Raw genomic sequence first — 13,942 nt, 5'->3', positions numbered from 1 at the left:
ATGCCATGACCGAACAATCCCTGAACCTGGCGCGCACGGCCCTGGTGTTGATCGATTTGCAGAACAGCAATGTCAGGCGCGAGCTGGCCCCTTATACCGCCGAGCAGGCCGTCGGCAACTGCGTGCTGCTGGCGCAGGAAATGCGCAACCGCGGTGCGATGATCGTGTACGTGCGGGTGCTGGTGAACGAATTGCCGTCGCCGCTGGCCGACGCCCCGATGCGCCCGCCCGGCGCCGCCGCGCCGCCCTACGATGCGTCGGAGCTGGCCCCGATGGCCGACGTGGAGGCGAGCGACATCGTGGTCATCAAGCGCCAGTGGGGCGCCTTCTACGGCACCGAGCTCGACCAGCTGCTGCGGCGGCGCGCGATCGATACCCTGGTGCTGGGCGGTATTGCGACCAACTTCGGCGTCGAATCGACGGCGCGTGCGGCTTTTGATCGCAATTACAAGCTGGTGTTCGCGGAAGATGCGATGACCAGCATGGAAGCCGAGGCGCACCACTTCGCCTGCAAGCACATCTTCCCGCGCATGGGGAGAGTCAGGTCGACGCGGGCGCTGATCGACATGCTGCAGGCGGGGACGGGCGACGCTTGATTTGCCGCGGTTGGTAGGGTGGGCGGCTCCACCTCGCAAGTGGATCATCCGGTCCATGAGCGCCGCCCACGCGTTCAACTCCCTGTCGAGCAGCCAGCGCGGCTATTCATAGCCTGGTTGAACGCGTGGGCGGCGTTACGGTCGCAGGCAAACCTGCCTGCCGGGTATAGCCGCCCACCCTACGTACATCAGCCCTTCTTGTTGATCTCGGCCGTGATTTCGTAGGCCCGCAGGCGCGCCGCGTGGTCGAAGACCTGCGAGGTGATCATCAGCTCGTCCGGTTTGGTGCGCGCGATGAAGCTGCGCAGCTGGCTTTCCACCGTGGCCGGCGAGCCAATCGCGGTGCAGGACAGCACGCTGTCGAGCATCATGCGCTCGGCCGTTCCCAGGCTTTCCAGGTAGCCCGGCACGGGCGGCTGCAGCTTGGTCGGGCGGCCGCTGCGCAGGTTCACGAAGGCCTGCTGCATCGAGGTGGCCAGCACCTGCGCCTCCGCGTCGGTGTCGGCGGCGAACACGTTAAAGCCGAGCATCACATAGGGCTTGTCGAGCTCCTTCGACGGCCGGAAGGTCGAACGGTAGATCTCGATGGCCTGCATCATCATCTGCGGCGCGAAGTGCGAGGCGAACGCGTAGGGCAGGCCGAGCGCCGCCGCCAGCTGGGCGCCGAACAGGCTGGAGCCGAGGATCCAGACCGGCACGTCCAGGCCTGCGCCCGGCACCGCGCGCACGGAGCGGCGCGGCGAGTCGGCAAAATAGTCCATCAGCTCGACGACGTCCTGCGGGAACTCGTCGGCATCCGAGGCCAGGTTGCGGCGCAGGGCGCGTGCGGTGGTGTGGTCCGAGCCGGGCGCGCGGCCCAGGCCGAGGTCGATGCGACCCGGATAGAGCGACTCGAGCGTGCCGAACTGCTCGGCGATCACCAGCGGCGAGTGATTCGGCAGCATGATGCCGCCGGCGCCGACGCGGATGGTCCTGGTGCCGGCCGCCACATGGCCGATCAGCACCGCAGTGGCCGCGCTGGCAATGCCCGGCATGCCGTGGTGCTCGGCCAGCCAGAAACGCCCGTAGCCCCAGCGCTCGCCGTGCTGGGCGAGGTCTAGTGAACGGTGGAAAGAAGTTGCCGCATCGCTGCCTTCAACGATGGGCGAGAGGTCGAGAATCGAAAATGGAATCATCCATTTATCATACGCCGATGTGACATTTGGCGTGCGCGGCCCAACAGGAATTGCTGCTCGTAAAGATTGACCCGTGGCGGACCCGTCCTTATGATCGGACCGGACAACCGAGCCACCCCACACCCCAGCCTCTCCGCCCATGTCCCGATTCCCGACCTTGCCACGCCGCCGCACGGCCCTCCTCACCGCTCTCTGCGTCGCCCTGCTGGGCGCCGGCTGCGCGCAGCTGCCGGGGCAGGGAAGTGCGATGCGGGCTGAAGCGCGGCTGGATGGCACGCGGCTGGCGGAGATCGACCGCGCCATCCTGGACAACATCGCCGCACGCAAGCTGCCGGGCGCCGTGTTCCACCTGGAGCGCGACGGCGCGGTCTACGAGAAGGCCTATGGCCGTCATACCTATGAGGAAGGCGCCAGCCCCGTCACGCCGGATACCGTGTTCGATGCCGCCTCGCTGAGCAAGGTGCTGTCGACGGCGCCCTCGGTGCTGCTGCTGGCCGAGGAGGGCAAGCTCGACCTCGAAGCGCCGCTGGTGCGCTATTTCCCTGAATGCGCCAACGGCGGCAAGGAAGCGATCACGGTGCGCCAGCTCCTGACCCATTCGTCCGGGCTGCCGGCGGGCCTGCCCGCCAGGCCCGCGTGGGAAGGCAAGGAGGCATCCCTGACGCTGGCCTGCACCCAGACGCCGACGCATGCGCCGGGGAGCCTGTTCCGTTACTCGGACATCAATTACGTCCTGCTTGGCCACCTGGTCGAGCGGGTCGCCGGCATGCCGCTGGAACGCTTCGCGCAGCAGCGCATTTTCACGCCGCTCGGCATGGCGGATACCGGCTACCTGCCGCTGGCGCGCACCCCGGCGGCGCGCATCGCGCCGACCCAGCGCGGCCCGGACGCGGTGGATGCGTCCTTGCATGCGGACCTGGCGCCGGGCCAGATGCTGGCCGGCGTGGTGCACGACCCGACCGTGCGGCGCATGGGGGGCGTGGGCGGTTCCGCCGGCGTGTTCTCCACCGCGCGCGACGTGGCGCGCTTCGGCCGCATGCTGGTGGGTGGAGGGGAACTCGATGGCGTGCGCGTGTTGAGCAGGGAAAGCGTGCGCCTGTTGACCACCGTGCAGTCGCCGCCCGGCCTGGCCCTGCGCGGCATGGGCATGGACATCGACTCGCCTTACGCGCAGCGCCCGCGCGGCACCGTTTTCCCGGTGGGGTCGTATGGGCATACCGGCTTCACGGGCTGCATCCTGTGGGTCGATCCGCACTCGCGCACCTTCTACGTGCTGCTGTCGAACCGCGTCTACCCGGACGACAAGAGCAACGTGCTGGCGCTGTACACCCAGCTCGGCACGCTGTCGGCCCAGGCTGCCGATGCCGGGGCGCCGGCTCGGCCTTAGGTAACCCTCGGTATTTTCCGGGAGGCTACCGTGCGCCTCCCCCACATCGGCGTCTCTACACTCGGAACCCTGAATTCAATATCTTATTGATATTGTTGAGCATTTCAGCCCCGAAGACAAATTGAGGAGATCGACCATGAAACTGAATAAGCTACTGAAAGGCCTGCTGGGCGCTTCCGTTGCCGCTGCCATGTTCGGCGCCACCACCGTCCATGCACAATCGTCGGACGGCACCCAGAATACCCGCGGCGCGGGCACCAGCGGAAGCAGCAGCATGAGCGACCAGAGCAGCGGCACCTCGTCGGCAGCGGCCACCACCGACACCTCGAAACACAAGCGCAGCAAGAAAGGCGCCCACCACAAGAGCGGCAGCAGCGCGGGCCAGACCGGCAGCTCGATGAGCGACCAGAGCGGTTCGTCGGGCAGCAGCGGCGCGATGGGTACCAGCAGCTCGGGCAGCATGAACGATAGCCAGAGCGGCTCCAGCAGCTCGGGCGTCGAGGCCGGCCGCACCAGCACCGGCCGTTCGAGCGAGCCGGAAACCCGCAGCTCGACCAGCGGTTCGTCGGGCACCAGCGGCTCCTCGGGTTCGGGAAGCTCGATGGGCACCAGCGGTTCGTCGGGCAGCACCGGCACCAGCTCGATGGGCACCAGCGGCACCACCAGCGGCTCGATGGGCACCGGCACTTCCGGCACCTCGGGTGCGACCGGCACCATGGGCACCAGCGGTTCGACCGGCACCATGGACGCCACCGGCCGTAGCGGCACCACCGGCACCACCGGCACCTCCGGCACTGGGACTTCCGGCACCTCCGGCACCTCCGGCACTGGGACTTCCGGCACCAGTGGCACCAGTGGCACCGGCTGGAGCACCGGAGGCACGGGCGGCACCACTGGCGGCACCATCGGTGGCGGTACCGGCGCGGCTACTGGCGGCGCTGCTTCCGCCACCAGCGGCTCCAGCACCACCAGCGGCGGCACCGGCGGCGGCACCACCGGCCGCGGCTACTGATCCGCGTCGATTCGCGGAATACGCCTGATGCGGCCCTTGCGGCCGCACGCGACACCAGCCTGCGGGCTGGTGTCATCGTATACACGCGCTGTCTCAGGCGGCGAGGGCGGGCCGTGCCTGCGCCACGCGGCGCGGCTGTGCCGCTACGGCCGGCGCCGCTGCGGCTTCGCGCTCGTCGAGGCGGAAGGTGGACACCAGCTGCGACAGGGCGTGCGCCTGTTCGCGCAGCGCGTCCGATGCGGCCGCCGCTTCCTCGACCAGGGCCGCATTCTCCTGCGTCACCTGGTCCATCTGCGTCACCGCCTGGTTGACCTGCTCGATGCCGAGCGACTGCTCGCCGCTGGCCGCCGCGATCTCCGCCATGATCGTCGACACGCCGGCGATGCCGGCCACGATTTCTTCCATGGTGGCCCCGGCCTGCGCCACCAGGCGGCTGCCTTCCTCGACCTTGCCGGCCGAATCGCCGATGAGAAGCTTGATTTCCTTGGCCGCGGTGGCCGAGCGCTGCGCCAGCGCGCGCACTTCGGACGCCACCACCGCGAAGCCGCGGCCCTGCTCGCCGGCGCGCGCCGCTTCCACCGCCGCGTTCAGCGCCAGGATATTGGTCTGGAAGGCGATGCCGTCGATGACGCCGACGATCTCGCCGATCTTGTTCGAGGCGCTGCTGATGTCGGCCATGGTGCGCACCACTTCACCCACGGTCGCGCCGCCGCGCGCCGCGCTGGTCGAAGCCGCGCGCGCCAGGGTATTGGCCTGCTGGGCATTGTCGGCGTTCTGGCGCACGGTCGAGGTGAGTTCTTCCATCGAGGCAGCAGTTTCCTCCAGCGAGCCGGCCTGCTCCTCGGTACGCGCCGATAGTTCCAGGTTGCCGCCCGAGATCTGCTGCGAGGCGCTGGCGATGGTGTCGGTGCCGCGCCGTACTTCGCCGACGATGCCGCGCAGGCTGTCGCGCATGTCCTTCAGCGCCGCCATCAGCTGGCCGGTCTCGTTGCGCGCGTCCGCCTCGATGTGGCCGGACAGGTCGCCGCGCGCGACCTGCCGGGCCACGTCCAGCGCCCCCTGCAGCGGACGCGCGATGGCGCGCATGATCAGGAAGGCGAAGGCGAGGCCGGTGGCGGCGGCGGCGCCGCTCAGCGCGAGCTGCAGCGTGTGGCTGGTGGCGACATAGGCATCGATGGCTTCGCCCTGGCTGGCCACCGCGCGCTTCTGGTAGGCCACCATGGCTTCCAGGCTGCCCACGTAGTCGTTCACCTTCGGCATCATGTCGGTCTCGAAGAAGCGCGCGGCCGATTCCAGCTGGCCCTCCTTCTTCTGCCTGAAGGCTTCGGCGCGCGCCTTGCGATAGGCTTCGCGGCTGGCGACGATGCGCTCGAACAGGCGCTTGCCTTCCGGGTCGTTGGCCGTCGCTTCCTCTACCAGCTTCTGCAGCTGGTTGGCGCGCTCGGAAGACTTGTTGACGGCGTCGAGGAAGAACTGTTCGGTCGCCGGATCGCTCGCCTTGGCGACGGAAATGGTGCGCGCCGCATTGACCTCGATGACCGCCTTCCATTCCTGCAGCAGGTTCGACTTGCGGATGCCGTCGCGGGTCAGCTGGTGGGTCATCTCATTGGCGGTATGGGTGGTGGACAGCGCCACCGCCACCAGCACCAGCATCAGGGCCAGCACGGCCCCGAAACCCAGGGCCAGCAAGCTGCGGATCTTCATCTTCTCGAGTTTCATGGATAGTCTCATCTCATCAGGCAAGGATAGTGGCATGCGCTGGGCATGCCTGGGCCGCCGGCTGGGGCCGGTCTTTACTGATGAGTATCCTGTTTCCGCACGGCATGTAAATGCCTGGGCGGTTTATGCGTGATAAATACAACGCTTCGTTAGCGCGGCCTTAACGACAGTTGGTGTCCGGCCTGTGACAGTCGGTTAACGCGCATTACGGCCGCGCGTGCCGGCACGCGGCGAGCGCGGCGGCGGGGTCTGGTCGGCCAGTTCGACCTTTTCCAGCGGTTCGGGCGCCGGTCCGTGCAGCACCTTGCCCTCGATATCGAAGCGCGAGGCGTGGCAGGGGCAGTCCCAGGAACGCTCGGCCGAGTTCCAGTGCACGGCGCAGCCGAGGTGGGTGCACTTGGCCGAGACCGCGTGCAGGCCGCCCTGGGCGTCACGGTAGACCGCGATCTTGCGCAGGCCGTCGCGCACCACCGCGCCTTCGCCGGCGGCGATTTCCTGGACCGAGTCGACGTCGCCGCCGGTCAGCCATTCGCCGTAGCGCGCCATGGTATTGGCCTGCTCGTTCGCGAAGTCGGCCAGGCCGTGCACTGGTTTGCGCGAAGGGTCGTAGAGCGCGGTCCACGGATTCTCGCGGCCGCCGATCAGGTCGGTGACGAGCATGGCGCCGATGGTGCAGTGGGTCATGCCGTTGCCGGAGTCGCCCGTGATCAGGTAGACGTTGTCGTCGTCCATCGGGTTGCGGCCGAGGTAGGCCAGGCCGTCGGACGGCTCCATCACCTCGCCCGACCAGCGGTAGGCGACCGCCTGCGCCATCGGGAAGTGCTCGCGGGTCCAGCGTTCGATCTCGTCGTAGCGGTGCTCGGGATGGTCGTCCTGGCCGGTCTTGTGGTCGGCGCCGCCGACCACCAGGATGTCGTGGTCCGCCGCCGCATCCGGGGTTTCCAGGCGCACGTAGTAGTACGGGTCACCGGTGTCCCACAGCAGAATGCGCGGCAGCGCGCCGCGCGGCACCCGCATGCCGACCACGTAGGTGCGGTAGCCGGCCTGCTTAGTGTGCATCACCACGCGGTCGTTGAAGGGCGTGTGGGTGGCCAGCACCACGTGGCGGGCGCGGATCTCGCCGTGGTCGGTGGAGACGGTCTGCTGCTCCTGGTCGCCGCGCACGCGGTGCGCGTGGGTGGAACCGTGGATCCGGCCGCCGAGGCGCTCGATGGCCCGCGCCAGGCCGGCCAGGTATTTGAGCGGGTGGAACTGGGCCTGGTTGGCGTAACGCACGGCGGGGCCGGTATCGAAAGGCAGGCCGGGCACGCCGGGCAGGAATTCCGTCGCCACGCCGGCGCGCCGGGCGCTCTGGTATTCCTTCTCGAGGTCCTTGAAGCCGTTGCCGGGCAGGGCGTACAGGTAGCCGTCGAGGCGCTCGAATTCGCAGTCGATGTTCTCCTGCACCGCGATCGATTCGACCAGGTCGATGGCGCGGGCATGACTGTCCGCCACCAGGCGCGCCTTGGCGGCGCCGAACTTGTCTTCGATGTAGGTGTACCACTCGTCCGGCGGGAACAGGTGGGCGGTGGTGCGCCCGGTCTCGCCGGCGCCGATGCCGAGGGCATCGATCACCGCGACGCTGCGGCCCTCCCTGGCGAGCAGGTAGGCGGTGGTGAGGCCGGCGATGCCGGCGCCGATCACGCAGACCTCGGTATCGAGGTCACCGGACAGGGGAGGGCAGGCCGGGACTTCGGCGGTGTCGAGCCAGACCGATACCGAAGCGCCGTTGGTGGAAGCAGTCATGTCGCATCCTTTCTGAGCAGGGGCGCCGCAGGAAGGCATAACGGCGGCGCGCGTCGATCAATCCGGGAACAGTCTACTGTGCCGTGCAAAAGCTCGTAGCACGATGGCAGACCCCGGACCTTGCATTGCCGTCCTGCTCATCGGCAGCACCGCCGAATTCTCGTGGCAAACGTCTTTATGTGGCGTAGAATCAATTTTAATTGCCAAAAAGAATCTAGTTCCGGAGCCGACCATGGACCTCACCCTCCCGCCCGAAGTGCGCGCGCCGAGCGCCATGAAACTGTCCGAACTGATCGGCTCGCTGAGCTATGCGCTCGACATCACCGAAGGCCAGCCGCCGGGCCATTGTGTGCGCGTATGCTGGATCGGCATGCACATCGGCCGCGCCGCCGGCCTGCCCGAGGAGCAGCTGTGGGAGCTCTACTACACCCTGCTGCTGAAGGACCTCGGCTGCAGCAGCAATGCAGCGCGCATCTGTGAGCTCTACCTTACCGACGACTTGCGTTTCAAGCGCGACTTCAAGACTGTCGGCGACAGCCTGCCGCAAGTGCTGTCCTTCGTGCTGAGCCATACGGGCCTGAAGGCGGGCCTGGCCGAGCGCTTCCGCAGCGTGATGACGATCCTGCGCGACGGTCCCGCGATTGCCCAGGACCTGATTGCCACCCGCTGCCAGCGCGGCGCGGAAATCGCGCGGCTGCTGCGCTTTCCCACCGGCGTCTCGTGCGGCATCTACTCGCTCGACGAACACTTCGACGGCAAGGGCAAGCCCGATCGCCTGGCGGGCGAAGCGATTCCCGTGTACGCGCGCATCGCGCTGCTGGCCCAGGTGATCGACGTATTCCACACGGCCGCGGGCCGCGACCAGGCGTTGTGCGAAGCACGCGGCCGTGCCGGCAGCTGGTTCGATCCTCGCCTGGTACGCGCCTTCGAGGAGGTGGCGGCCGAGCCGAGGTTCTGGCAGGTGCTGGCTTCGCAGGAGGTCGACCGGGCCGTGTTCGCGCTCGAACCGGCGGGACGCGAAGTCGCACTCGACGACGACTACCTGGACGACATCGCGACCGCCTTCGGCCAGGTCGTGGACGCCAAAAGTCCGTACACGAGCGGGCACAGCGCGCGGGTGGCGCTCTACACCGATATGATCGCCGAATCGCTTGGCTTGAGCAGCCAGCGCCGCCGCTGGCTCAAGCGTGGCGCGCTGCTGCACGATGTTGGCAAACTGGGCGTCAGCAACAGCGTGCTGGACAAGGCCGGCACGCTCGACCGCGACGAATGGGCGGCGGTGCGCCAGCATGCCGCCTATACCGAGACCATCCTCGGCCGCATCGGCGCGTTTTCCGAACTGGCTGCCATCGCCGGCGCCCACCACGAGCGCCTGGACGGCACCGGATATCCGCGCGGTTTGAAGGAAGACGCAATCCCGATCGAAACCCGCATCATCACCACCGCCGACATCTTCGATGCGATCACGGCGGAACGCCCCTACCGCGGCGCGATCCCGCTGGAGCAGGCGCTGGGCATGATGGAAAAGACGGTGGGCAGCGCGCTCGACCCGGCCTGCTTTGCCGCCCTGAAGAGCGCCATTGCGCGCACGCCTTTCCCGCTTTAGATCCATCAGCCTTGCTGATAGATGACCCGATCGGCGGCAACGTCGGCCGCCCCAGCAGCTTCTCGCTGCTGCCTTCCGAACTGGTAGGCTCGATCGTCGTGCGGAAAAGCCTGTGCAACACCAGCGCAACATATGCATATCCTCAAGCACCGAAGGGCTGGTAGGCCACTCCGTTGGCGATCAGCTCGGCCACCGCCGCGCGGTTCTCGGCGCTCTCGCTGAACTGGGCCAGCAGCGATGGCACATCGACCAGTTTCCTGTCGAGGGCATTGAGCCAGAACTCGTAACCGGCCTGCTCCGGATCGCGATCGAGGATGTTGCGGTACAGCCTGGTGACCAGCTCGGCATTGCTCGGCGCTGCCCCATACAGCTGGACGAATTCCTGCGAGCGCACAAAGTTGTCGGCAATCTCGGCCAGGCTGCTGCCGCGGTCCATCGCCGCGATCCAGAATCCCAGTCCGCCTTCGTCGGCCGCACGGTCGAAGGCGGCGCGGTAGATGCGGTAGGCCTGGCCGGCGATGCCGTCCGGCCCGGTGTCGAGGGCGAGGGCGCCGTCGGCGAACACCAGGCGCTCGATGCCGAGCAGGCGGTCCCTGCCTTCGTTGACGCCGGGGCGCAGGTCGGACACGACCATCTCCTGGGCGTCCGGCGACAGGCGTTCCACCTTGTACTGGCTGCGCGTGCCGCCGAACAGCGCGGCGTCGATACCGTCGCCGCCGTCGAGCACGTCATAGCCGCCGCCCCCGTTCAGCACGTCGTTGCCGGCGCCGCCGCGTAGCATGTCCTCGTGCATGGTGCCGGTCAAGCGATCGGCGCCATCGCCGCCCCGGGTGCTCTGTCCGAGAGTGCCGCCTTGCGGATCGAAATTGAACACGATGTTCTCGCGCGTCAGCGCGGACTTGGCGACGTCGCGCAGGGTCAGCACGTCCTGGAAGGAAGATGCGCCGTCCGTGCCCGCGCGGACCTGCAGGACGGTGTCGGCGCCGCGCTGCACGAATTGCAGGCTGCCGCCCGGTGCGAACGGATTGCCGGACGGGATCGCGACCAGCTGGTCGACCCGGAGCAAGTCGCCTTCGGCGCCGGCCGCGAAATCGGTGATCGTCACCGAGGCGCCGGTCGCGGCCCGGGACAGCTCATAGGAGTCGCGCCCGCTGCCCCCGGTCAGCTGCAGGGTGGCCGTCGAGGCGCCGTCCAGCGCGAGGAAGAAGGCGTCGTCGCCCTCGCCGCCATCGAAGCGGCCGCCGCCTGCGATGAACAGCAGGTCGTTCCCGGCCTCGCCGAACACCTCGTCGCTGCCGTTCCCGCCGGTATGGATCTGGTCGTCGCCGTCGTCGCCGCGCAGGATGTTGTTCCCGAAACGGTCTACCATGGTGTCGTTGCCGGCGCCGCCGAGCAGTTCGTCGTCGCCCGCTTCGCCGTTCAGGACGTCGTTGCCGCTGCCGCCTTCGAGGCGGTCGCCGCCGTCGCCCCCGAACAGGTAATCGTTGCCCCCGTCGCCATGCAGCTGGTCGGCGCCGCCACCGCCGAACAGCTGGTCGTCGCCGTCGCCGCCGCGCAGGATGTCGTCGAGCGCCCCGCCCGCCAGCACGTCGCCGGCCGCGGTCCCGCTCAACACCAGGCCGGGTCCGGCGGAGTCAAGCACGGGACGGGCAGCGTCAGTGAAATTCGCGGCCGTGAAGTCGGCCACGCGGCGGTTCTCGAACACCACCCGGCTTGCCCAGGCCTGGGGGCCGGCGGCGCCGTCCGCATCGAACTGGAGCACGGCGTGGCTGCCCTCCTGGACCAGGCGCGCATGGCCGGAGGCGCCAAAGGGATTGCTGCTGCGATCGCCGTTGTAGAACGAGTACAGGTCCACCACGTCGCCGCCGGCGCCGGTCTGGAAGTCGGTGATCGTGAGGAGCGGCCACTTGCTGCCGCCCCAGACGAACCCGTAAGTGTCGATGCCGGCGCCGCCGCTCACCTGCAGCGGACGGCCATCGACGGCGAGGGAGCGGACAATCAGCCGGTCGTTGCCGCCGCCCATGTCGACCAGCAGCGGCGCCCCGTTGGCGGGGCTGCCGGAGGCGTCGACCGTTACTTCGTCATCACCCAGGCCGCCCAGCGCGGTCCGGACCGCGCTGCCGGCCAGCAGCCGGTCATTGCCGTCGCCCCCGTCGAGGGTGCTTCCTGCCGGCCGGTCCAGCAGGGGCCGCATGCCGTCCAGCAGGTCGTCGCCGTCGCCGCCGCTCAGGTAGTCGTCGCCGGCGGCGTCGCTCAGGCTGTCGTTGCCGGCGCCGCCCTCGAGCCGATCGTTGCCGGCGCCGCCTTCCAGCACGTCGTCGCCCGCCTCACCATACAGCAGGTCGTCGCCGCTGCCGCCGAGCAGACGGTCGTTGCCGCCGCCGCCGCGCAGCGTATCCCTGCCGTCGCCGCCGAAGATCTCGTCGCCGATGCCGGGCGTGCTCTCGTCGCCCCCGATCAGCAGGTCGTCGCCGGCGCCGCCATCGATGCGGTCGGCGCCGTCGCCGCCGTCGATGACGTCGTCGAGCGCGCCGCCGAACAGGACGTCGGCGCCCGCGGTGCCGGTCAGGTTCAGGCCCCTGGTGCCGCCCTGCGGATCGAATCCTCCCGTGAAGCTGGCGGAAGTCAGGGAAGCGAGCGATACATTGGCGAGCGTGAGCGCCAGCCGGGCGCCCTCGGGGCCGGCGGCGCCATCGCGGTCGACATGGATGGTGACATCGGCGCCTTGTTGCGCCGCCTTCAGGTAGCCGGCCTTGAACGGATTGCCGCTGAAATTTTGGGGCAGCAATTTGCGCAGGTCGAGCTGGTCGCCCGCGCCGAAATCCAGGATCCTCACCGCCGCGCCCTGCGAGAAGTAGCCGAACTCGAAGATGTCGGCGCCTTCTCCGCCGCTGGCGAGCACGTCGATCGGCTGGCCTGCTTCCCTGATGACGATGGTGTCGTTGCCGGCATCGCCGGACAGGGTGACGGTGTGGCCGGCGCTGGCGTAGCTCGGCATCTCGAGCACCAGGGTATCGTCGCCGGCCCCCCCGAACAGGCGGTCGTTGCCGCGTCCGCCGCTGACCAGGAGATCCTTGCCCGCGCCGCCTTCGAGCAGGGCATTGCCGAAGCTGCCGGCCGACAACTGGTCGTTGCCTTCTCCGCCGCGCAGGATGTCTTCGCCGCCGCCGCTGCTCAAGCTGTCGTCGCCATCGCCGCCCTCGAGCAGGTCGTTGCCCTCGCCGCCGGACAGCTTGTCGTCGCCGCCGAGCCCGCGCAGGGTATCGTCGAAGGAGGTGCCGGCCATGATGTCCGCGCCGGCCGTCCCGCTCCAGACCAGACCGATTGTCCCGCCGAGCGGATTGTAGCCATCGACGAAATTGGCCTGAACCAGCTGCGCGGGCGTGACGCCGGCCAGCGTCACCACGGTGAGATAACTGCCGCTCGTCTCGTGGCGTAGCTGAAGCAGGGTGTCGGCGCCCGACGCCAGCAGGCGGAGACTGCCGTCATCGAAGGGGTTGCGGGTCGCGTAGCGGGCGGCGATCGCCCTGAGGTCGATCAGGTCGCCGCCGGCGCCGGGCGTGAAATCCGTGATGGTGACGTCGGGGATGCGGTCATGCGAAGCGCCGCTCAGGATGAAGATGTCGCTGCCGGCGCCACCGGAGACCGTGCTGGTTCCGGTATGCGTGCCGGACAGGGCCAGGGTGATCTTGTCCGTGCCGTCGCCGCCGTTGATGCGGGTCGCTCCATTCGTGCCGAAGCGGTAGTCGACGGTGATCGAATCGTCTCCCGCACCGCCGATGAACTCGCTGCCGGCGTTGCCGACCAGCCGGTCGTTGCCGGCGCCGCCATCGAGCAGGTCGACGCCAGCTGCCAGGTCGCTGAGCAGGTAGTCGTTGCCTTCTCCGCCGCGCAGAATGTTGTTGCCGGTGTTCCCGGACAGTCTGTCGTCGCCGTCCCCACCCTCGAGCAGGTCGTCGCCTTCTCCTCCTGCCAGGCGGTCGTCGCCGGCGTCGCCGTACAGCTGGTCGTTGCCGCCACGACCGTCGAGTGTGTCGTCGCCTTCGCCTCCCCACAGCTTGTCGTCGCCGGCGCCGCCGTCGATCCGGTCCAAACCCGCGCCGCCGTACAGCATGTCGTTGCCGTCATAGCCATTGAGCGTGTCATCGCCGGCGCCGCCGTCGATGGTGTCGTCCAGCTTGCTGCCGTGCAAGGTGTCGTCCTCGTCCGTGCCTGTCAGGTTCAACGCGACCGGGCTGAAGTAAAAGAATGATCTGAACAAGGGCGTGCCGTCGCCGGCCAGGTTGCCTGAAAGGTCAGCGACGGCGCCGGGGCTGAACGCGACCTCGTAGTAGCGGCCGTAGGGCAGCCCAGGCGGCAGCTGGATGCCGATGGTGGCTCCCGCATGGGTGACCGCGGGATTGCCGACCAGGGCAATCGTGACGATGTGCTGGCCGTTGCTGCTGAGTGTCACGCTGGCATCCGGCGCCAGCTTGATGGCTTCGCTGAAGGTGTAGTTCAGCAGACCATTTACCGGAGCGCCGTTCTCCGGCGTCGGCAACAGCGTGGGCGCGGTGGTGTCGGCCGTGTCGGCGGCGCTGCCCGACATCGTTCCGGTATGAAGGAGTGCGGACGGGCGGGCGAATGGACGCATGGCTCGAGAAATGAATGTGAAGCGGTAAA

8 protein-coding genes are annotated in these 13,942 nt (G+C 68.4%); 4 read left to right on the top strand and 4 right to left on the bottom strand.

Annotated elements, in window-relative coordinates:
* The first annotated feature begins 5 nt into the window (after positions 1-5).
* Positions 6-596, top strand: a complete 591-nt coding sequence (locus FG94_RS06120; RefSeq protein WP_036208516.1) for an isochorismatase family protein — start codon at positions 6-8, stop codon at positions 594-596.
* Positions 597-784: 188 nt separating this feature from the next.
* Here FG94_RS06120 and FG94_RS06115 read toward each other — a convergent pair whose 3' ends face one another.
* On the bottom strand, positions 785-1,771 hold the full coding sequence (locus FG94_RS06115; protein ID WP_036208512.1) for an LLM class flavin-dependent oxidoreductase: 987 nt from the start codon (positions 1,769-1,771) through the stop codon (positions 785-787).
* A 139-nt stretch (positions 1,772-1,910) separates the two neighbouring features.
* Between FG94_RS06115 and FG94_RS06110 the strand changes: the two genes are divergently transcribed.
* Both FG94_RS06110 and FG94_RS06105 read left to right on the top strand, forming a co-directional pair.
* Positions 1,911-3,158 carry a serine hydrolase gene (locus tag FG94_RS06110; protein WP_229445874.1) on the top strand — a complete coding sequence of 416 codons (1,248 nt, stop codon included), beginning with the start codon at positions 1,911-1,913 and terminating at the stop codon, positions 3,156-3,158.
* Between the two features lie 136 nt (positions 3,159-3,294).
* On the top strand, positions 3,295-4,170 hold the full coding sequence (locus FG94_RS06105) for a hypothetical protein (RefSeq protein ID WP_051996277.1): 876 nt from the start codon (positions 3,295-3,297) through the stop codon (positions 4,168-4,170).
* Positions 4,171-4,263: 93 nt separating this feature from the next.
* On the opposite strand, the gene FG94_RS28420 is transcribed toward FG94_RS06105, so the two are convergent.
* Entirely contained in the window at positions 4,264-5,889 is a 1,626-nt protein-coding gene (locus FG94_RS28420; RefSeq protein WP_051996276.1) for a methyl-accepting chemotaxis protein, read from the bottom strand.
* 195 nt (positions 5,890-6,084) lie between these two features.
* Positions 6,085-7,674, bottom strand: coding sequence for an FAD-dependent oxidoreductase (locus tag FG94_RS06095; protein ID WP_036208506.1), 1,590 nt, complete (start codon positions 7,672-7,674; stop codon positions 6,085-6,087).
* A gap of 232 nt (positions 7,675-7,906) precedes the next feature.
* Between FG94_RS06095 and FG94_RS06090 the strand changes: the two genes are divergently transcribed.
* Complete coding sequence (locus FG94_RS06090; protein ID WP_051996275.1) at positions 7,907-9,280, top strand: HD-GYP domain-containing protein; 1,374 nt, start codon at positions 7,907-7,909, stop codon at positions 9,278-9,280.
* Between the two features lie 142 nt (positions 9,281-9,422).
* Here FG94_RS06090 and FG94_RS28545 read toward each other — a convergent pair whose 3' ends face one another.
* Positions 9,423-13,913 (bottom strand): DUF4214 domain-containing protein, encoded by a 4,491-nt coding sequence (locus FG94_RS28545; RefSeq protein WP_161783946.1) that lies wholly within the window; start codon positions 13,911-13,913, stop codon positions 9,423-9,425.
* Positions 13,914-13,942 lie beyond the last annotated feature (29 nt).

This window comes from Massilia sp. LC238, from assembly GCF_000735635.1.
GTDB lineage: Bacteria > Pseudomonadota > Gammaproteobacteria > Burkholderiales > Burkholderiaceae_D > Telluria > Telluria varians.
Note: the sequence above shows the minus strand (reverse complement) of the source record. Positions and strands in the feature narration are given on the sequence as shown.